A 19,242-nucleotide genomic window follows, 5' to 3' on the forward strand; every position below is an offset into this window, starting at 1 on the left:
GTACGCCGAGCCGGTAGCGTCCGGGCTGCCCGGTCACCGGGACGATGTACTTGCGGGCGGCGAGCGTGGTGACCAGCTCGTGCACCGTGGTGCGCGGCAGCTGCAGCCTGCGCACGATGTCGGGGGCGGAGAGCGTCCCGTCCCCGTCCAGGAAGAGCTCGAGTATGTCGAGAGCCCGGGTCACGGCAGGTACGAGGCGTCCCACGACCGGTCCCCTCCCTTGAAACCAGGCCCGTTCGACATATCAACAGGCGGTCGGCATGACGAACACAGGCTAGTCACAGGGGGTCGCGGCGGGCAATGGGCGGGAAGCGGGCCGCTCGGCCGGGGCCCGGGTCGGCCCCGGTTGGGACCCGGGTCGGGCCCGGGTGGGCGACGATGGGCCCCATGCCGACGCCCACCGGAAAGCACCCCGCCGACCCCTTCACCCCGCTCGACTTCCAGCTGGTGCTGCTGCGCCGCATGGCCGACCACAACCCGGACCTGGTGGAGGACGCCCGCCGCACGCTGGGCGTCTCCCTCGCGGACATGCGGGAGGCCAACAGGCGCTGGCAGGCGATGGCCCGCTCCCCGCGGTCCCGCTCGGCCGCGGCCCGCTACCGCTCCGTCCTCGGCCGACCCGAGTCGACGACCGCCCGCCGCGTCGGCGACCTGGACTGCGAGGCCCGCCGGTGGCCCGTCCCCCTCTGGCCCGGCCTGCGCTTCGAGGTGCTCCTCGCCCCCGGCGGCCAGGTCTGGAACGAATGGCTGGTCCGCGCCCCGGGAGCCGAGGGCCCCGACCTGCGCACCACCGACGACCTCACCCCCTGGTCCTGCACGGTCGACGAGGCGGCCCGCGCCTTCGCCCCGGCCCGCCCCCTGGAGGGCACGGCCCCGACCCGGTGGGGTCTGGCCTTCGAGGCGCCGGACGCCCGGGGCGTACGCCGGCAGGTCGTGGCGGAGTTCACCTGGGGCCTGCTGCAGCGGACGCGGATCAGCGGGTAGGAACGGAGGTGTTCTCCCTCTGTCGGTACGAACTGTCGGTGCGGAAGTCCCCAGGAGTCGTCGCGTGTCCTCCCTCTTCCCGGCCCTGACGGGCGGTCCCGGTGAACGAGTCGCCCTGCGGTTCGGTGACCGGTCGTTGACGTATGCACAGCTCGCGGCGGCGGCCGGGGCGGTGGGCGCCCGGGTGCGCGGGCGGGGGCGGGTGGCCGTGTGGGCGACTCCGGGACTGGAGACGGCCGTCGGGGTGGTGGGCGCGCTGCTGGCCGGGGTGGCCGCCGTGCCGCTCAATCCGCGGTCCGGGGAGAAGGAGCTCGGGCACATCCTGGGCGACAGCGCGCCGTCGGTGGTGCTCGCGGCGGCCGGGGACGAGCTGCCGGCCGCGTCGGCCGGGCTGGAGCGGGTGGATGTCGATGTGCGCGTGGCCGGTCCCGTTCCCGAGGACCACGCCGGTGACGGCGACCCCGCGCTGATCGTCTACACGTCGGGCACCACCGGTCCGCCCAAGGGCGCCGTCCTCCCCCGCCGGGCCGTCGCCACCACGCTGGACGCGCTCGCCGACGCCTGGCGGTGGACGGGCGAGGACGTGCTGGTGCACGGGCTGCCGCTGTTCCATGTGCACGGGCTGGTGCTGGGCGTTCTCGGGCCGCTGCGGCGTGGCGGGACCGTCCGGCACCTGGGGCGGTTCACGACCGAGGGCGTGGCGCGGGAGCTGAACAGCGGCGCGACCATGCTCTTCGGCGTGCCGACCATGTACCACCGGATCGCGGAGGCGCTGCCCGGGGACCCGGAGCTGGCCGAGGCGCTCGCGGGGGCGCGGCTGCTGGTCTCCGGGTCCGCCGCGCTGCCCGTGCACGACCACGAGCGGATCGCGGCCGCGACCGGCCGGCGGGTGATCGAGCGGTACGGCATGACCGAGACGCTGATGAACACGAGCGTGCGCGCCGACGGCGAGGCGCGCGCGGGGACGGTCGGGGTGCCGCTGCCGGGGGTCGAGCTGCGGCTCGTGGAGGAGGACGGCACGGCGATCACGGCGTACGACGGGGAGACGGTCGGCGAGATCCAGGTGCGCGGGCCGAACCTGTTCACCGAGTACCTGAACCGTCCCGACGCGACGGCCGCCGCGTTCACCGCCGACGGTTTCTTCCGCACCGGGGACATGGCGGTGCGCGACGGCGACGGCTACGTCCGTATCGTCGGCCGCAAGGCCACCGACCTGATCAAGAGCGGTGGTTACAAGATCGGCGCCGGTGAGATCGAGAACGCGCTCCTGGAGCACCCGGGGGTGCGCGAGGCCGCCGTCACCGGGGAGCCGGATCCCGACCTCGGCGAGCGGATCGTCGCCTGGATCGTGCCGGCGGATCCGCAGTCCCCGCCCGGGGTCGAGGAGTTGGCCGGTCACGTGGCGCGGCGGCTGGCCCCGCACAAGCGGCCCCGCGTCGTCCGTGTCCTCGACTCCCTGCCCCGCAACGACATGGGGAAGATCATGAAGCGGGCCCTGACGCACGACTGATCGGGCCGGGCGTCGGCCGCGAGAAGTGCCCCTTATTTGACAGATAATCATAAAACTCACTCGTTTGGTCGCGCCTCTCCCGGTCCTCCAGAACAGGCGCGCCCTCCCCCCGCCCCCGCACGATGCCAAGGAGGCCGCCGTCCAGCGGCCTCGCCGGTCCGCGCTCTCGGGAGGATCCGTCATGGCCGCCAGTCTGGAGCAGTTGCGCCGCTGCCACTTCGCCGTCGACCTGGGAGCGGCCCGGACCCGTGTGTACGTCAAGGGTGCCGGGCTCGTCGTCGACCAGCCCTCGGTCGCGGCGGTGAACACCCGCAACGGCGCCCTGATCGCGGTCGGGGAGTTCGCGGAGCGGATGACGGGCCGCACCCCCGCCTACATCCGCGTGGTCCGCCCGGTCTCCGGCGGCACGGTCGTCGACATCGAGATGGCCCAGCGCATGCTGCGGCACCTGCTCGGTGAGGGGATGCGCCGCACCCTGCGCCGCAAGACCTGGCTGCGGGCCGCCGCCTGCACCCCGCACGACGCCGATCCGCTGGCCCAGCGGGCCACCGTCGAGACGCTGGTCGGGCTCGGCGCCCGCCGCGTGGAACTCGTCGACACGCTGATCGCCGCCGCCGTGGGCTGCGGGCTGCCCGTGGAGCGGGCCGAGGCCACCATGATCATGATGTGCGGGGCCGCGGCCACCCAGGTGGCCGTCCTCTCGCTCGGCTCGATCGTCAACGCCGAGCGCATTCCCGTCGGCGGGGAGGCCATCGACCACGCGATCGTGCAACACCTGCGCCAAGCACACGCGTTGGTGCTGCCCAGCCAGTCCGTACGGCCGCTGCAGCTGGCCCTGTCCGGCAACGGGCTCACCCCCCAGGGCCCGGCGTCCGCGGAGATCCACGGGCGGGACGTGGCCACGGGCCTCGCCCGGTCCGTGCGGATCGACACCGCCGCCGTACGGGAGGCCATCCAGACGCCGCTGACCGCCGTGCTCGACGGCATCTACAGGGTGCTGCGCGAGTGCCCGCCGGACCTGGTGGCCGACCTCGTCGACCGCGGGATCATGATGGTCGGCGGCTCGGCCCTGCTCCCGGGCCTGGACCAGATGCTGCGCGAGGCGACCGGCATGCCGGTGCACATCGCCGAGCGCCCCGAACTGTGCGCGGTCCAGGGGCTGGGCGCGATGCTGGAGGGCCGGATCGAGCCACTGATCCTGGACCCGCTGGGGACCTGCTAGTGTCCTGCGCCGGAAATCCCTCGGTAGTTGTCGTGCGCCGCCGATGCCAGATCTCGCCCGCCGACCAGGCGCGCCGCCATTGCCGGCACCGCTGGAACTGTCTACGAACTTCCGGCGCAGGACACTAGGTCGTCCTGTCGTGTCCGCCCCCGGTCAGGGGACGAACCAGCAGCGGACCGTCGTGCCGTCCTCGCCGGAGTGCACGCGGACCAGGTCCGCGACCAGGTTGACCAGGAGCAGTCCGCGGCCGCCGCGCCGGTCGCGGACGGCGGGCCGGCGGCCGGCCAGCGGATCGTCCAGGCGGCCCCGGTCCCGTACCTCGCACAGCACGTGGCCGTCCCGCTCCCACACCCGCAGCTCGCCCGAACCGCCGCCGTGCACCACGCTGTTGGTGGTCAGCTCGGCCGTGACCAGGGCCAGGTCCTCCAGCCGGACGCCGGCCAGCCCGAGCCGCGCGCCCTCGGCGGTGGCGACGTGCCGGGCCTGGGAGAGCGTCCCCCGTGCGAAGGGGAAGGACAGCGCGTCCGGCACGGCCGGCAGCGGCTCGTTGTACCGGGCGAGGACGTGCTCGGGGGCGTAGGCGGTGCTCTCCCGCTGTCCGGCGGAGCCGGAGGGGATGACGACGGGGTGGGTGGCGTGGGCGTCGGCGAGGGTCCGCTCGTCGAGGCGGGCGGCGTCGTACGGGCACAGGATGGTGACCTCTCGGCCCTGGAACGCCGCGTTGATCAGCGCCTCGTGCTGGGCGCAGGCCGGGTACTCGGCCCGTGTCCGGCCGGCCCAGACCGGCTCGCCGACGATCCGCACCCGGCGGCCGGCCGGCTGGGCGTCGGCGAAGGCGTGCAGCACCCCCGGGATGATCCGGCCCGGGTTGCGCCCGGCCTCCCGCATGTCCAGCAGCCGTACGGCACCGGCGTCCGCGCCCAGCGCCTTCTCGATCAGCCGCAGGTTCTCGCCGGGTACGGCCACCGCCACCGGATCGCCGGACCGGAGCCCCTCGCGCACGAAGGACACGGTGCCCGCGAGGTACTCCCGCTCGTCCCGGTAGAACAGGGCGGGATGGACGAAGGGCTCCACGGTCGCGGTCATGACGTCGACACCTCGATCCCCGGCAGGCCGGACCGGAACAGCTCCTCCGCCCGGCGCGGCACCGTACGGCGGCCCGGCCCGAACCGCGGTGCGGCGTCCGCGAGTACGCCGGCACCGGCGACATCGACGAAGGTCACGGCCGACAACTCCAGGTAGTACACGTCCTCACCTTCGCGCACCGCCCACTCCCAGTACCGCGCGTGCGACGGGATGTCCGCACCGTCTCCTTGCCGTCCCGGGGCGCGTCGAAGGCATGTCGCACCTTATCGTCCGTTCCGCGGGACCCACCCGCCCGTATACCCGCCGCGGTCCGGATCCCACGGCCGAATTCCACGGCCGGATCCCACGGCCGGATCCCACGGCCGCGGCCTCCGGCCGAACGGGCGCGCCCCGGGTCCCCTCCCCCGCGCCCCGCGAACAGGAACCCCGCGTTCCCCCCTCGCGTGTACGCCGCCCGGAAGCGGGCAGGCGCAGGACAGCACCGCCGGGATTCCGCGGACCTCGTGTCGCCCGCGGCGTGCGCCGTGCGCGGCCCGGCGGGGACAGGGAACGCGACGTCGTGAGGACGCGCGAGGACTGCCGAGGACGGACAAGGCGGGGACATGACCTCAGCGGCACCACAACCTCTCGCACGGCGGGTGAACACTCTGGTCGACACGCTCACCATCGACGTACGCGTGGACGCCGGCGGCCGGGCGGTGCTCACCGCGCGCGGCGAGCTGGTCCACGGCTGCGTCCAGACCCTGGCCGAGGCGCTGGCGGAGCTGCCTCCGGGCACCGGCCGGGTCGACGTGGACCTGTCCGGGGTGACCTTCATGGACACCGCGGGGCTGGGTTTCCTGGACACCCTGGACGACCACGGCCGGCGTCATCCGGTCCGGGTGGCCACCACCGGCTGGACGGGCCAGCCGCGCCGCATCCTGGAACTGGCCGGCCTGGACACCACCGACCCCCTGCACCCGCCGGCCGGCGGGACGGGACCGGTCCGGCCCGAGCCGCGGGTCACCTCCGCGGTGGCCCTGGAGCGGGCGGAGCGGCTGCTGCAGCTGCAGACGGAGATCGAACAGCTCCGCCGGGCCATCGCCTCCCGCCCGGTGATCGACCAGGCCCGCGGCGTCCTGATGGCCACCCACGCGTGCACGCCGGAGCAGGCGTGGGACATCCTGCGGGAGACCTCCCAGCGGTCCAACACCAAGCTGCGCACGGTGGCCGCCGCGGTCACCGAGGGCGTCCGGAGCGACGGCCCCCCGCCCCCGGAGGAGATACGCACGGCGCTGCGCTCGGCGATCACGCACAGTGCCGGCGTGTGAAAGGCGCGACGGTGGCGGGGTGTGTTCCGGGGTACCCGGTGTGCGGACGAGTGACCAGCCCCGTCCGCAGGAGTCACCACCATGAGAGAGCACACCCCGTCCCAGGCCGAGGGCGAACGCGACGACAACGACACGCAGCGCACCGCCGAGCCGCCGGACACGCCGTACCCGACCCCCTCCCAGGCCGAGGGCGATCGCGACGACCTGCCCGAGACGGCGGACGCCGCCGACGAGGACAGCCCCTGACGGAGGAGGACGCGGGTTCCTGACACCGTGTAGCCCGACCGTGCGATCCCTTCCCCCGTCCGGGTGCAAAACATCCCCAACACGCACCGATGGCCCCCGGATCGACTTCCGGGGGCCGCAGACTGGGTCGAAGCGAGTCGAGGTGACCCACGAAACCGCAGGTCAGATCGATTCTGCACAGGTAGTTCCTGGTGGGGCGGGTGGGACTCGAACCCACGGCCGACGGATTATGAGTCCGTTGCTCTAACCGGCTGAGCTACCGCCCCGTCGCGGCGTGTCGCGTACAAGTGTGCGCGCCGTCTGCCGCAGCATAGCCGCTCATACGATCTCCTGCTTCGGATGGTCGTCTTCCGCGGCCCTTCATGACCTTGAAGGACTCCACCGCTGCCGCGACGGTTCCCAGGGACATGAAACCGGACATGAAAAAGGACCCCGAAGGGTCCTCGTTCACCATGCTCCCCCGACTGGACTCGAACCAGTAACCTGCCGGTTAACAGCCGGCTGCTCTGCCAATTGAGCTACGGAGGACCGAGCTCCCCCGACTGGACTCGAACCAGTAACCTGCCGGTTAACAGCCGGCTGCTCTGCCAATTGAGCTACGGAGGAATGCCTCGTTGCATCGAACGCACCTACCTGGGTATCCGCCAGGGGGCGAGCGCTCGCTGCGACACATACATTAGCGCAAGCAGGGGGGTGCTCCGCCAATCAGTACTCCCGCGTGTGACCTCGAGGCAAGGGAAGGGTGGCCACCATGCGTTACCGGCTCGCGTTCTTCGCAGGGCTCGCCATGGGTTTCGTGCTGGGCGCGAGGGCCGGACGCGAGCGCTACGAGCAGCTCAAGCAGTCCGCCCGTCAGGTCGCCCAGAACCCCACGGTGCGCAACACCGCCGAGAGCGCGGCCCAGCAGGGCCGCCAGTTCGCCGGCAAGGCCTACCACACGGTCAGCGAGAAGGTGGGCGACCACGTCCCCGAGGCAGTGGCCCACCGCATGCGCACCCTGCGCGCCCACACCAACGGCAGCCCCGAGGACGACTGGGGCACGAGCAACACCTGAGGAGCGCGGGGCCGTGACCCCATGCGGCTCCGCCGCGTGGGCGCGACCGGCCGCGGACGACCCGCACCCGCCACGCAACACTCACCCCGACGGCCCCGAGACGCCCACGGCCAAAGCAAGCGCGGTGATACGGCAGAATTTTGGCCATGGGGATAGTCGCCGGGTTGGACAGCTCGCCCGATTTCACTCGTATCGTCGTCTGCGACGCGGACACGGGCTCCGTGCTCAGGCAGGGGTATGCCCCGCACCCGGTGGAGAACACCCAGGGCGGCGGCCGGCCCGCCGACGTCGACCCGCAGGCCTGGCTGCTGTCCCTCGGGGAGGCCGCCGGCGGCGGCCTCCTGGAGGGCGTGCAGTCGATCGGCGTCTCCGCGCAGCAGAACGCGCTGATCCCGATCGACGCCCAGGGCTCCACCGTCCGCCCCGCGCTGGTCGGCGGCGACCGGAGGGCCCAGGTCGCCGCGGCCGACCTGATCGACGCGCTCGGCGGCCGTGAGGCCTGGGCACAGGCGGTCGGCTGCGTGCCGCAGGCCTCGCTGCCGGTGACCAAGCTGCGCTGGCTCGCCAAGAGCGAGCCCGAGGCCGCCCGGCGCACCGTGCTCCTGCTGCAGGCGCACGACTGGCTGGTGTGGCAGCTGCTGGGCCGCCCGCCGCGCCGCACCACCGACCGCGGCGGCGCCTCCGGCACCGGCTACTGGTCCGCCGCCACCGGCACCTACCGCCCCGACCTGGTGGAGCTGGCGCTCGGCCACCAGGTCGCGCTCCCCGACGTGATCGGCCCCGCGGAGGCGGCCGGCACGACCCCGGAGGGGCTGCTGATCTCGGCCGGGACCGGGGAGACCATGGCCGCCGCCTTCGGGCTCGGGCTGGGTCTGGGCGACGCCGTGGTGTCGCTGGGCGCCTCCGGTTCGGTGATGGCGGTCCACCCCGAGGCGCTCGTGGACCGGGCGGGGATGATCACCTCACTGGCCGACGCCACCGGCATGCACCTCCCGGTCGTCACCACGCTGAACGCCGTACGGGCGCTGCGCGGCACCGCCGAACTGCTGGGCCTGCCCGACCTGGAGGCCCTGTCCGACCTGGCGATGAAGTCCACGCCGGGCTCCCACGGGCTCGTCCTGCTGCCCTACCTGGAGGGCGAGCGCACCCCCAGCCTGCCGCACACCGCCGGAACGCTCGCGGGCCTCAGACGCGAGTCGATGAAGCCGGAGCACCTGGCGCGGGCCTCGTTCGAGGGCATGTTGTGCGGGCTCGCGGACGCGCTGGACGTGCTGCGCGGCCGGGGTGTGGATGTGCGCCGCGTCTTCCTGCTCGGGCCGGCCGCCGAACTGCCCGCCGTACAGGCCGCCGCGCCCTCGCTGTTCGGGGCGCAGGTCGTCGTACCGCAGCCCGCGGACTACGCCGCGATCGGCGCCGCCCGGCAGGCCGCCTGGGCGCTCGGCGTGTCGCAGGGCACCCTGGACCCGCGCACCCCGCCGGTCTGGCAGGGCGCGGTCGCCCAGGTCCTGGAGCCCGGTGAGGACCTGGCGGTGGGCCAGGCGGTGCGCCAGCAGTACGTGTCGGTGCGCGAGCAGATCCACCCGGGGGCATTCCGGGCATAACGACTCCCCGTTCGGGGGCGTTCGGGACATCTCGGTTCGCTCGTCCAGCGGATCGGGCGGCACAGGACCGTCGCAGGACCGCCGTGGGGCCGCCGTGGGTCCCATGACCGAGCGGGTCCCGGTCATGGGCCCGCGGCCGGATTAATCGGTTGAGGTAACACGGGTGGAGTGTTCGACGATAGGGGCCAGGGGACACGACCGCCCCCATCGCCGACCCAAAGAGACCCAGCGTGCTCATACGACTCCTGCGGACCTATCTCAGGCCGTACAGAAAACCCATAGCCCTTCTGGTGCTGCTGCAGTTCCTGCAGACCTGCGCCACCCTCTACCTGCCCACGCTGAACGCCCACATCATCGACAACGGTGTGGTGAAGGGTGACACCGGTTACATCCTGACGTTCGGTGCCGTGATGCTCGGCATCTCGCTGGCGCAGGTGGTGTGCAACATCGGTGCCGTCTACTTCGGCGCCCGGACCGCCTCCGCCCTCGGCCGGGACGTACGGGCGGACGTCTTCGACCGCGTGCAGTCCTTCTCGGCACGTGAGGTCGGCCACTTCGGCGCGCCCTCCCTCATCACGCGTACGACGAACGACGTGCAGCAGGTCCAGATGCTGGCCCTGATGACGTTCACGCTGATGGTGTCGGCGCCCATCATGTGCGTGGGCGGTGTCGTCCTGGCCCTCGGCCTGGACGTGCCGCTGTCGGCCGTCCTGGTCGCCGTCGTACCGGTGCTCGGCGTCTGCGTGACCCTGATCGTGCGCCGGCTGCGCCCGCTGTTCCGGTCCATGCAGACGCGTCTGGACACGGTGAACCGGGTGCTGCGCGAGCAGATCACCGGCAACCGCGTGATCCGCGCCTTCGTCCGCGACGAGTACGAGAAGGACCGCTTCCGGCGGGCCAACGCGGACCTGACGGAGATGTCGCTGGCCACCGGGCGCTGGCTGGCGCTGATGTTCCCGATCGTGATGACGGTGGTCAACCTGTCGTCCATCGCCGTGGTGTGGTTCGGCGCCCACCGCATCGACAGCGGCGGGATGCAGATCGGCGACCTGACCGCGTTCCTCGCCTATCTGATGCAGATCGTGATGTCCGTGATGATGGCCACCTTCATGTTCATGATGGTGCCGCGCGCGGAGGTGTGCGCCGAGCGCATCCACGAGGTCCTGGACACCGACTCCAGCGTCGTGCCGCCGGCCGCGCCCGTGGTCGAGCTGCGCCGCCACGGCCATCTGGAGATCCGCGGCGCCGGCTTCCGCTACCCGGGGGCCGAGGAGCCCGTGCTGAAGGCCGTCGACCTGGTGGCCCGCCCCGGCGAGGTGACCGCCGTCATCGGCTCCACCGGCAGCGGCAAGTCCACCCTGCTCGGGCTGGTGCCCCGCCTGTTCGACGCGACCGACGGCGAGGTCCTCGTCGACGGCGTGGACGTGCGGACCGTCGAGCCGAAGCTGCTGGCGAGGACGGTCGGCCTGGTGCCGCAGAAGCCGTACCTGTTCGCCGGCACGGTGGCCACCAACCTGCGCTACGGCAACCCGGACGCCACCGACGAGGAGCTGTGGCACGCGCTGGAGGTGGCGCAGGCCAAGGAGTTCGTCAGCGGGCTGGAGGGCGGCCTCGACGCGCCGATCGCCCAGGGCGGCACCAATGTGTCGGGGGGTCAGCGCCAGCGCCTCGCCATCGCCCGCACCCTCGTGCAGCGTCCGGAGATCTACCTCTTCGACGACTCCTTCTCCGCCCTCGACTACGCCACCGACGCGGCCCTGCGCGCGGCGCTCGCCCGCGAGACCGCCGAGGCGACCGTCGTCATCGTCGCCCAGCGGGTGGCGACCATCCGGGACGCCGACCGGATCCTCGTCCTGGACGAGGGACGCGTCGTCGGCACCGGCCGCCACCACGAGCTGATGGCGGACAACGAGACCTACCGGGAGATCGTGCTCTCCCAGCTGACGGAAGCGGAGGCTGCCTGATGGCCGGGCCGATGGGGCGGATGGCGGGCGGCCCCGACAGCCGCTCGCTGAACTTCAAGGAGTCGGGCAAGCGGCTCGTCGCCCAGTTCAGGCCCGAACGGGTCACGGTCGGCGCCCTGGTGCTGTGCGTGGTCGTGAGCGTCGCGCTCAGCGTGATCGGGCCGAAGATCCTCGGCAGGGCCACCGACCTGGTCTTCGCGGGCATCGTCGGACGGCGGATGCCGGCCGGGGCGACCAAGGAGCAGGCCCTCGACGCGATGCGGGAGCGCGGGCAGGGCGCCGTCGCCGACATGCTCAGGAGCACCGACTTCACCCCGGGCCGGGGCATCGACTTCGACGCCGTCGGCGAGGTGCTGCTGTTCGCGCTGGGTACGTTCCTGGTGGCCGGCCTGCTGATGGCGGTGGCGACGCGGCTGGTGAACCGGTCGGTGAACCGGACCATGTTCCGGATGCGCGAGGACGTGCAGACGAAGCTGTCGCGGCTGCCGCTGTCGTACTTCGACAAGCAGCAGCGCGGCGAGGTGCTCTCCCGCGCCACCAACGACATCGACAACATCGGGCAGACCCTGAACCAGTCGATGGGCCAGCTCATCAACTCGCTGCTGACCATCATCGGCGTGCTCGCCATGATGTTCTACGTCTCCTGGATCCTGGCCCTGGTCGCGCTGGTGACCGTGCCGCTGTCGTTCGTCGTCGCCACGCGCGTGGGCAAGCGGTCGCAGCCGCACTTCGTGCAGCAGTGGAGCTCCACCGGCAAGCTGAACGCCCACATCGAGGAGATGTACACCGGGCACACGCTGGTGAAGGTGTTCGGCCGGCAGGAGGAGTCGGCGAAGCAGTTCGCCGAGCAGAACGAGGCGCTGTACGAGGCGGGGTTCAAGGCGCAGTTCAACAGCGGCGTCATGCAGCCGCTGATGATGTTCGTGTCGAACATCAACTACGTGCTGGTCGCGGTCGTCGGCGGTCTGCGGGTGGCGTCGGGCGCGCTGTCGATCGGTGACGTGCAGGCCTTCATCCAGTACTCGCGGCAGTTCTCGATGCCGCTGACCCAGGTGGCGTCGATGGCGAACCTGGTGCAGTCGGGCGTCGCCTCGGCCGAGCGGGTCTTCGAACTCCTGGACGCCGAGGAGCAGGAGGCGGATCCGGTGCCGGGCGTGCGGCCGGAGGAGCTGCGCGGGCAGGTGGCGCTGGAGCACGTGTCGTTCCGCTACGACCCCGACAAGCCGCTCATCGAGGACCTGTCGCTGACGGTGGAGCCGGGCCACACGGTCGCGATCGTCGGCCCGACCGGCGCCGGCAAGACCACGCTGGTCAACCTGCTGATGCGGTTCTACGACGTCACCGGCGGGCGGATCACGCTGGACGGGGTGGACATCGCGCGCATGTCGCGGGACGAACTGCGCTCCGGGATCGGCATGGTGCTGCAGGACACCTGGCTGTTCGGCGGCACCATCGCGGAGAACATCGCCTACGGCGCTGGAGTAGAAGGGGGTGCGCGAAGCGCACTCCGTCAGGGTGGTGGCGGGCGACGGGTGGGCGAGGTGACCCGCGGGGAGATCGAGGAGGCCGCGCGGGCCGCGCACGCCGACCGGTTCATCCGTACGCTTCCCGACGGCTACGACACCGTGCTGGACGACGAGGGCTCCGGGGTGAGCGCCGGTGAGAAGCAGCTCATCACCATCGCGCGGGCGTTCCTGTCCGACCCGGTGATCCTCGTCCTGGACGAGGCGACGAGCTCGGTCGACACCCGTACCGAGGTGCTGATCCAGAAGGCGATGGCCAAACTCCAGCACGGCCGGACGTCGTTCGTCATCGCGCACCGGCTCTCCACGATCCGGGACGCCGACACGATCCTCGTGATGGAGAACGGGGCGATCGTCGAACAGGGCTCCCACGACGAGCTGTTGACGGCCGACGGGGCGTACGCGCGTCTGTACAGGGCGCAGTTCGCGCAGGCGGTGGCCGAGGTCGACTGAGCCGCGGGAGGACCACCGCGGGGGCCGCCGGGCGGGCGGCCCCCCTTCAGTCCAGGTAACCCCTGAGCTGGTCGGCGAAGGCGTGGTCGCGGAGCTTGCTGAGGGTCTTGGACTCGATCTGGCGGATCCGCTCCCGGGTGACGCCGAAGATGCGCCCTATCTCCTCCAGGGTGCGGGGCCGCCCGTCGGCGAGTCCGTACCGGAGCTGGACGACCTTCCGCTCGCGCTCCCCCAGCGTGGACAGCACGGCCTCCAGGTGTTCGCGCAGCAGCAGGAACGCCGCCGACTCGACGGGCGAGGCGGCGTCGCCGTCCTCGATGAGGTCGCCGAGGGCCACGTCGTCCTCCTCGCCGACCGGGGCGTGCAGGGAGACCGGCTCCTGGGCCAGCCGCAGCACCTCGCCGACCCGCTCGGGCGGCAGGTCGAGGTGGGCGGCCACCTCGGCGGGGGTCGGCTCGTAGCCGCGCTCCTGCAGCATGCGCCGCTGCACCCGCACCACCCGGTTGATGAGTTCGACGACGTGCACGGGCACGCGTATGGTGCGGGCCTGGTCGGCCAGGGCGCGGGACATCGCCTGGCGGATCCACCAGGTGGCGTAGGTGGAGAACTTGTAGCCGCGGGCGTAGTCGAACTTCTCCACGGCCCGGATGAGCCCGAGGTTGCCCTCCTGCACGAGGTCGAGCATGGTGAGCCCGCGGCCGACGTACCTCTTGGCCACGGACACGACGAGCCGCAGGTTGGCCTCGATGAGCCGGCGCTTGGCCATCCGGCCCATGACGACGAGCCGGTCCAGGTCGAGGGCGAGCCGGCTGTCCAGGTCCGGGGTGTTGTTCAGCTTCTCCTCGGCGAACAGCCCGGCCTCCACGCGCCGGGCGAGGTCGACCTCCTCGGCGGCGGTGAGCAGCGGGATGCGGCCGATCTCCCGCAGGTACTGGCGGAACAGGTCGGAGGAGGGTCCGCCACCGCTCTCGGTGCGGGTGGGAGCGGCCGGTTCGGCGGGCTCGGTGCTCTCCAGCGCGCCGACGGGCGGCTCCTCCGGCTCCGTCCCGGGGTGGGAGAGCATCCGGCCCTGCGGGGGTACGGCGGCGATGGCGCCGGCCGGGGGGATGTCGGTGTGGGTGAGGGTCCGGGTCTGCACGGGGGCGACCTCCAGGATGATCGCTGCTGGGGCGAGCGGCAGCGGTACTCGGGGGGCGGAGCCGGCGGCCTCGCCGCTGTCCGTCCCGTACGCGATGAGCGAAGTCGCGGGGGTGTGGGACCCGTGGGGGACGGATCGGCCGCGCTCCGAGGACTCAGGCACCGCCCCCAGTGTGGAGTACGACACATCACGGCCACGAGGGTCGTGCGGTGACTTTTTGCGTCCGGTCCGTGACGGGGCGGTTACCCGACTCGCGGGCGGCGGCCCGCGGCCATCTTTACGCGGCCGCCCTCACAGCGCCGCCGCCCCCCGCTCGCGCAGCGCCTGGTCGTACTGCTGGAGGACCCACAACTCGTTCTGGACTGCGGCCAGTTGCGCGGGATCGCCGCCGGTGCTGAGGCGGGTGACCGTGCTCTGGAGGTCGCGGATGCGGCGTTCGACCGCGCGGCGGCGGACCGTGACCAGCTGGGCGCCGGCGTAGGCCTCGTCGACCTCCCTGCGGAGCAGGATCGCCTCCACCGCCAGCTCCGTGACCATCGCGCGGACCGTGTCGTCCGGGGCCGCCTCGCGGACGCGGGCCAGGTACTCCTGGGAGTCGCCCACGCCGTACTCCGCGCCGCCCGCGTCCAGGATCGTCTGGCGTACGGCGGCGTACGGCGGGGCGGTGAACTCGTCCACGCCGTAGGCGTCGAAGGCCGGGGAGACCAGCTCCGGGCGCTGCAGGGCGAGTTTGAGCAGTTCGCGTTCGGTGGCGTAGACCGGGTTGCGCAGGTTGAGCGCCGGGCCTCGGGGCGTGGAGGGTGCGGGGGCGTACTGCTCCCGCGGCCCCCGCTGCTGCCGGTCCGGCGCGGGGCCGCGCCCACCGCGCTCGCCGCGCTCGCCGCGCTCGCGGGCCCAACGGGCGAGCTGCGCCACCCTCTTGACCACGAACTGGGTGTCGAGGATGCCGAGCAGTCCGGCGAGCTGGACGGCGACCTCGTGCTGGGCGCCGCTGTTCTTGATCCGGGCGACGACCGGCGCCGCCTCGTCCAGGGCGGCGGCGCGGCCGGCCGGGGTGTCGAGGTCATAGCGGGCGACGATCTGGCGCAGCGCGAACTCGAAGAGCGGGGTGCGCGGTTCGGCCAGGTCGGCGACCGCCTCGTCGCCCTTGGCCAGCCGCAGGTCGCAGGGGTCCATGCCGTCCGGGGCGATGGCGATGTAGGTCTCGGCGGCGAACTTCTGGTCGTCCTCGAAGGCGCGCAGCGCCGCCTTCTGGCCGGCCGCGTCGCCGTCGAAGGTGAAGATCACGCGGGCCGAGCCGTTGTCCATCAGCAGCCGGCGCAGGATCTTGATGTGGTCGCCGCCGAAGGCCGTGCCGCAGGTGGCGATGGCGGTGGTGACGCCCGCCAGGTGGCAGGCCATGACGTCCGTGTAGCCCTCGACCACGACCGCGCGGGAGGTCTTCGCGATCTCCTTCTTCGCCAGGTCGATGCCGTACAGCACCTGGGACTTCCGGTAGATCGCCGTCTCGGGCGTGTTCAGGTACTTCGGGCCGTTGTCCGCCTCGTACAGCTTGCGCGCGCCGAAGCCGACGACCTCGCCGCCGATGTCGCGGATCGGCCACATCAGCCGGCCGCGGAAGCGGTCGATGGGGCCGCGGCGGCCCTCCTGGGACAGGCCGGACAGGATCAGTTCCTTGTCGGTGAAGCCCTTGCCGCGCAGGAAGCGGGTGAGGTGGTCCCAGCCCTGGGGGCTGTAGCCGACGCCGAAGTGCACGGCGGCGGCCTGGTCGAAGCCGCGTTCGGCGAGAAAGACCCGGCCGGTCTCGGCCTCGGCGGAGGTCGCGAGCTGCTCGGCGTACCAGTCGGCGGCCAGCTTGTGCGCCTCGACCAGGCGAATGCGCTCGCCGCGCTGGTGGGCGGGGTTGTACCCGCCCTCCTCGTAGCGCAGGGTGATGCCGGCCTGGGCGGCCAGCCGCTCGACCGCCTCCGAGAAGGAGAGGTGGTCGATCTTCATCACGAACGTGATGGTGTCGCCACCCTCCTGGCAACCGAAGCAGTGGAAGAGCCCCTTGCTCGGGCTGACCTGGAAGGACGGCGACTTCTCGTCGTGGAACGGGCACAGGCCCTTCAGGTTGCCCCCGCCCGCGTTCCGCAGCTGGAGGTACTCGGACACCACGGCGTCGATCGGGACCGCGTCCCGTACCGCCTTCACGTCCTCGTCATTGATCCGTCCAGCCACGCCTGAAGTCTACGGAAGCCCGCGGACACTCCCGCCCGGCCACCTCGGCCACCTCGGTGACCTCCGCCACCCCGATCACGGGGCCAGGCCGGCCAGCGGAACGTGCGGGTCCGCCAGCGCCTCCGTGTCCACCTGTGCCCTCGTACGGATCAGGTGCTGGATCGGGTCCGTGACGTCCCACACGTTGACGTTCATCCCGGCGAGCACCCGGCCCTCCTTCACCCAGAAGGCGATGAATTCCCTCTTCCCCACGTCCCCGCGGATCACCACCTCGTCGTACGACCCCGGCGGCGCCCACCCGCTGTACTCCATCCCCAGGTCGTACTGGTCGGTGAAGAAGTAGGGCACGCGGTCGTACACGACCTCCTTGCCGAGCATCGCGCGGGCCGCGGCCGGGCCGCCGTTCAGCGCGTTGGCCCAGTGCTCCACCCGCAGCCGGGTGTCGAACAGCCCGTGCGGGAAGGAGGCCACGTCACCGGCCGCGTGGATGTCCGGGTCGGACGTGCGCAGCCGTTCGTCCACCGCGATGCCGCCGCCGTGGGCCCGGTCGGCCAGCTCCAGCCCCGCCGACTCCGCGAGGGCGACCCGCGGCGCGGCGCCGATCGCGGCGAGCACGTCGTGGCAGGGGTGCTCCTCGCCGTCGTCGGTGCGGACGGCGAGCACCACGCCGTCCTGTCCTACGATCTCGGTGAGCCGGGTGCCGAAGCGGAAGCGGACGCCGTGCTCGCGGTGCAGCTCGGCGAAGATCTGGCCGAGCTCGGGACCGAGCACGTGGTGCAGCGGGGTGGCGGACGGCTCGACCACGGTGACCTCGGCGCCGTACCCNNCGGGCCGCCGCCGCGACCTCCAGGCCGATCCAGCCGGCGCCCGCGATCACCAGGTGGCCGTTGTCCCGGCCGAGGTGGGCCAGGACGTTCCTCAGGCGCTCGGCGTGGGCGAGGCGGCGCAGGTGGTGGACGCCCGCGAGGCCGGTGCCGGGGATGTCCAGGCGGCGCGGCTCGGCGCCGGTGGCCAGCAGCAGCTTGTCGTAGCGCACGTGGGTGCCGTCCTCGCCGTAGTGGACGGTCTTCGCGGCCCGGTCGATGGCGTCGACCGTCTGGCCGAGGTGCAGTTCGACGTCGTTGCGCGCGTACCAGGCGGGCTCGTGCACGAAGACGCTGTCGCGCTCCTCCTTGCCGAGCAGGTAGCCCTTGGACAGCGGGGGGCGCTCGTAGGGGTGGTCGCGCTCGTCGCAGACGAGGATCACGCGGCCGCTGAAGCCCTCCGCGCGGAGGGTCTCGGCCGCTTTCGCGCCGGCCAGACCACCTCCGACGATGACGAATGTCTGATCCGCGTCGACCACTTGTTGCCTCCTCGTAAGGGTGCCGCCACATGCGAGCGTCCCGCACGGAGCGTGCTGCGGGAAGAGGGAATGGCCCGATCAGGCCACGGAGGGTCACGTGTGTCCCACTGGTATCCCCCGTGTCGGTAAGAGCGCTGTCAGAGTCGCTGCCGGTGTCACTGCCGGTGTCACTGTCAGTGTCCTGCGCGGCCCGTCAGCCGCGCGTGCAGCGAGCGGGCGGAGGCGTCGGTCAGGGAGGCGATCTGGTCGACGAGCACGCGCTTGCGCGCCCGGTCGTCGCCGGCCTGGTCGAACAGGGCGCGGAACTGCGGGTCCAGGCCCTCGGGGGCGCGGGCGGTCAGCGCCTCGGCGAGCTCGGCGACCACGATCCGCTGGTCGGCGCGGAGCCGCTCCTGCTCGGCGCGCTGCATGACGTACCGGTCGGCGACGGCCTTGAGGACCGCGCACTCCATCCGGGTGCTTCTGGGCACGACGAGCTCGGCGCCGTACCGCGTCAGGCGCCCACTGCCTCCCCCAGTGCCTGAACGGCCTGGGCGGTGCCCCCACGCCTGCCGGGTCGCACCTTCGGCGGCCAGGCAGAAGCGGCCGATGAGCTGGCTGGTGGCGTCCTTCAGCCGGGCCTGGGCGACCGCCGAGCCGTCGTAGCCGTGCGGCCACCACTCCTGGTCCAGGAGGCGGTCGAGGGCCTCGGCCAGCTCCTCGGGGTCGGTGCCGGCCGGGACGTAGCGGCCGACGGCGACCGCGAAGACCGCCTGCCGCTCGGGTTCGGCGTGCAGGCGGTCCGGGTCGATGTGGCCGGCGTGCAGGCCGTCCTCCACGTCGTGCACCGAGTACGCCACGTCGTCCGCCCAGTCCATGACCTGGGCCTCGAAGCACGCGCGCGTGCCGGGCGCGTCCTTGCGCACCCAGTCGAAGACCGGCCGGTCGTCCTCGTAGACCCCGAACTTGGGCGAGGCCGGGTCGGTGGGGTGGTCGCCGCGCGGCCAGGGGTACTTGGTGGCGGCGTCGAGGGCGGCGCGGGTGAGGTTGAGACCGACGCTGACCAGTTCGCCCGTCCGGGGGTCGGGAACGAAGCGCTTGGGTTCGATCCGGGTGAGCAGGCGCAGCGACTGGGCGTTGCCCTCGAAGCCGCCGCAGTCCTCGGCGAACTCGTTCAGCGCCTGCTCGCCGTTGTGCCCGAAGGGCGGGTGGCCCAGGTCGTGGGAGAGGCAGGCGGCCTCCACGAGGTCCGGGTCGCAGCCGAGCGCGGCGCCCAGCTCGCGGCCCACCTGGGCGCACTCCAGCGAGTGGGTGAGCCGGGTGCGGGGGCTGGCGTCCCAGGCCTGACCGGGGGTCCCCCCTGTTCGAGCGAAGCCGAGAACTTGGGGGCGCTCCCCCGGCGTGACCACCTGCGTCTTGCCGGCCAGGCGCCTGAGCGCCGCGGAGTGCAGCACGCGCGCGCGGTCGCGCTGGAAGGCGGTACGCCCCGGCCGCTTGTCCGGCTCGGCGGCCCACCGCTCGACGGCCGACGCCTCGTAGCCGGCCGGCGGCACGTGGTTCTCGTACGTCCCGGCCGCCTCGTATGCGATCCCTTCCATGCCTCGACACTA

At 72.5% G+C, this 19,242-nt stretch carries 15 protein-coding genes, 3 tRNA genes and 2 pseudogenes; 9 read left to right on the plus strand and 11 right to left on the minus strand.

Features of this window, described 5'->3' with window-relative positions; genetic code table 11:
* Positions 1-205: helix-turn-helix domain-containing protein (locus RH94_RS45240; protein ID WP_234426191.1), on the minus strand; the 205-nt coding region annotated here is incomplete at its 3' end.
* 173 nt (positions 206-378) lie between these two features.
* Between RH94_RS45240 and RH94_RS32900 the strand changes: the two genes are divergently transcribed.
* The 3 genes from RH94_RS32900 (at position 379) to RH94_RS32910 (ending at position 3,716) form a co-directional block, all read left to right on the plus strand.
* Entirely contained in the window at positions 379-984 is a 606-nt protein-coding gene (locus tag RH94_RS32900) for a hypothetical protein (RefSeq protein ID WP_073951977.1), read from the plus strand.
* A gap of 64 nt (positions 985-1,048) precedes the next feature.
* On the plus strand, positions 1,049-2,494 hold the full coding sequence (locus tag RH94_RS32905) for an acyl-CoA synthetase (protein ID WP_073951978.1): 1,446 nt from the start codon (positions 1,049-1,051) through the stop codon (positions 2,492-2,494).
* A gap of 181 nt (positions 2,495-2,675) precedes the next feature.
* Positions 2,676-3,716 (plus strand): rod shape-determining protein, encoded by a 1,041-nt coding sequence (locus tag RH94_RS32910; protein WP_073951979.1) that lies wholly within the window; start codon positions 2,676-2,678, stop codon positions 3,714-3,716.
* A gap of 153 nt (positions 3,717-3,869) precedes the next feature.
* Here RH94_RS32910 and RH94_RS32915 read toward each other — a convergent pair whose 3' ends face one another.
* The gene (locus RH94_RS32915) at positions 3,870-4,802 is read right to left on the minus strand and encodes a sensor histidine kinase (RefSeq protein WP_073951980.1); all 933 of its coding nucleotides are present in this window, start codon (positions 4,800-4,802) and stop codon (positions 3,870-3,872) included.
* Positions 4,799-4,981 carry an anti-anti-sigma factor gene (locus RH94_RS32920; RefSeq protein WP_234426192.1) on the minus strand — a complete coding sequence of 61 codons (183 nt, stop codon included), beginning with the start codon at positions 4,979-4,981 and terminating at the stop codon, positions 4,799-4,801. Before RH94_RS32920 ends, RH94_RS32915 begins: the two co-directional genes overlap by 4 nt.
* Before the next feature lie 423 nt (positions 4,982-5,404).
* Here RH94_RS32920 and RH94_RS32925 point away from each other — a divergent pair, with 423 nt between their 5' ends.
* Positions 5,405-6,112, plus strand: coding sequence for an ANTAR domain-containing response regulator (locus tag RH94_RS32925; RefSeq protein WP_073951981.1), 708 nt, complete (start codon positions 5,405-5,407; stop codon positions 6,110-6,112).
* 81 nt (positions 6,113-6,193) lie between these two features.
* Entirely contained in the window at positions 6,194-6,358 is a 165-nt protein-coding gene (locus RH94_RS40995) for a hypothetical protein (protein ID WP_158073116.1), read from the plus strand.
* A gap of 189 nt (positions 6,359-6,547) precedes the next feature.
* On the opposite strand, the gene RH94_RS32930 is transcribed toward RH94_RS40995, so the two are convergent.
* The 3 genes from RH94_RS32930 to RH94_RS32940 form a co-directional block, all read right to left on the minus strand.
* Positions 6,548-6,624: transfer RNA gene (locus tag RH94_RS32930), tRNA-Ile, on the minus strand.
* Between the two features lie 189 nt (positions 6,625-6,813).
* Positions 6,814-6,886, minus strand: a tRNA-Asn gene (locus RH94_RS32935).
* A gap of 5 nt (positions 6,887-6,891) precedes the next feature.
* Positions 6,892-6,964, minus strand: a tRNA-Asn gene (locus RH94_RS32940).
* 145 nt (positions 6,965-7,109) lie between these two features.
* Between RH94_RS32940 and RH94_RS32945 the strand changes: the two genes are divergently transcribed.
* From RH94_RS32945 to RH94_RS32960, 4 genes are all read left to right on the plus strand, one after another.
* Entirely contained in the window at positions 7,110-7,412 is a 303-nt protein-coding gene (locus RH94_RS32945) for a hypothetical protein (RefSeq protein ID WP_073951982.1), read from the plus strand.
* A 146-nt stretch (positions 7,413-7,558) separates the two neighbouring features.
* Positions 7,559-9,013 (plus strand): xylulokinase, encoded by a 1,455-nt coding sequence (locus tag RH94_RS32950; protein WP_073951983.1) that lies wholly within the window; start codon positions 7,559-7,561, stop codon positions 9,011-9,013.
* Between the two features lie 230 nt (positions 9,014-9,243).
* Positions 9,244-10,977, plus strand: coding sequence for an ABC transporter ATP-binding protein (locus RH94_RS32955; RefSeq protein ID WP_073951984.1), 1,734 nt, complete (start codon positions 9,244-9,246; stop codon positions 10,975-10,977).
* Positions 10,977-12,953, plus strand: a complete 1,977-nt coding sequence (locus tag RH94_RS32960) for an ABC transporter ATP-binding protein (RefSeq protein ID WP_073951985.1) — start codon at positions 10,977-10,979, stop codon at positions 12,951-12,953. The genes RH94_RS32955 and RH94_RS32960 overlap by 1 nt, the downstream gene beginning before the upstream one ends.
* 46 nt (positions 12,954-12,999) lie before the next feature.
* On the opposite strand, the gene RH94_RS32965 is transcribed toward RH94_RS32960, so the two are convergent.
* The 5 genes and pseudogenes from RH94_RS32965 to RH94_RS32980 form a co-directional block, all read right to left on the minus strand.
* Entirely contained in the window at positions 13,000-14,253 is a 1,254-nt protein-coding gene (locus RH94_RS32965; protein WP_073952020.1) for an RNA polymerase sigma factor, read from the minus strand.
* A 129-nt stretch (positions 14,254-14,382) separates the two neighbouring features.
* Positions 14,383-16,311: a DNA primase gene (dnaG, locus tag RH94_RS32970; protein ID WP_073951986.1), complete on the minus strand. Its 1,929-nt coding sequence runs from the start codon at positions 16,309-16,311 to the stop codon at positions 14,383-14,385.
* A 75-nt stretch (positions 16,312-16,386) separates the two neighbouring features.
* Positions 16,387-17,136, minus strand: a pseudogene (locus RH94_RS45245) (NAD(P)/FAD-dependent oxidoreductase); the annotation flags it as partial.
* A gap of 2 nt (positions 17,137-17,138) precedes the next feature.
* Positions 17,139-17,653 (minus strand): annotated as a pseudogene (locus tag RH94_RS45250) (FAD-dependent oxidoreductase); the annotation flags it as partial.
* Between the two features lie 173 nt (positions 17,654-17,826).
* Positions 17,827-19,230 (minus strand): deoxyguanosinetriphosphate triphosphohydrolase, encoded by a 1,404-nt coding sequence (locus RH94_RS32980; protein ID WP_073951987.1) that lies wholly within the window; start codon positions 19,228-19,230, stop codon positions 17,827-17,829.
* Positions 19,231-19,242 lie beyond the last annotated feature (12 nt).

Origin of the sequence: Streptomyces kebangsaanensis, assembly GCF_001906585.1 — a bacterium.
GTDB lineage: Bacteria > Actinomycetota > Actinomycetes > Streptomycetales > Streptomycetaceae > Streptomyces > Streptomyces kebangsaanensis.

Coding starts and splice junctions, on each gene's coding strand:
- RH94_RS32980 (WP_073951987.1), bottom strand. CDS start 19,230: ATGGAAGGGATCGCATACGAGGCGGCCGGGACGTACGAGAACCACGTG.
- RH94_RS32915 (WP_073951980.1), bottom strand. CDS start 4,802: ATGACCGCGACCGTGGAGCCCTTCGTCCATCCCGCCCTGTTCTACCGG.
- RH94_RS32925 (WP_073951981.1), top strand. CDS start 5,405: ATGACCTCAGCGGCACCACAACCTCTCGCACGGCGGGTGAACACTCTG.
- RH94_RS40995 (WP_158073116.1), top strand. CDS start 6,194: ATGAGAGAGCACACCCCGTCCCAGGCCGAGGGCGAACGCGACGACAAC.
- RH94_RS32960 (WP_073951985.1), top strand. CDS start 10,977: ATGGCCGGGCCGATGGGGCGGATGGCGGGCGGCCCCGACAGCCGCTCG.
- RH94_RS32945 (WP_073951982.1), top strand. CDS start 7,110: ATGCGTTACCGGCTCGCGTTCTTCGCAGGGCTCGCCATGGGTTTCGTG.
- RH94_RS32900 (WP_073951977.1), top strand. CDS start 379: ATGGGCCCCATGCCGACGCCCACCGGAAAGCACCCCGCCGACCCCTTC.
- RH94_RS32910 (WP_073951979.1), top strand. CDS start 2,676: ATGGCCGCCAGTCTGGAGCAGTTGCGCCGCTGCCACTTCGCCGTCGAC.
- RH94_RS32950 (WP_073951983.1), top strand. CDS start 7,559: ATGGGGATAGTCGCCGGGTTGGACAGCTCGCCCGATTTCACTCGTATC.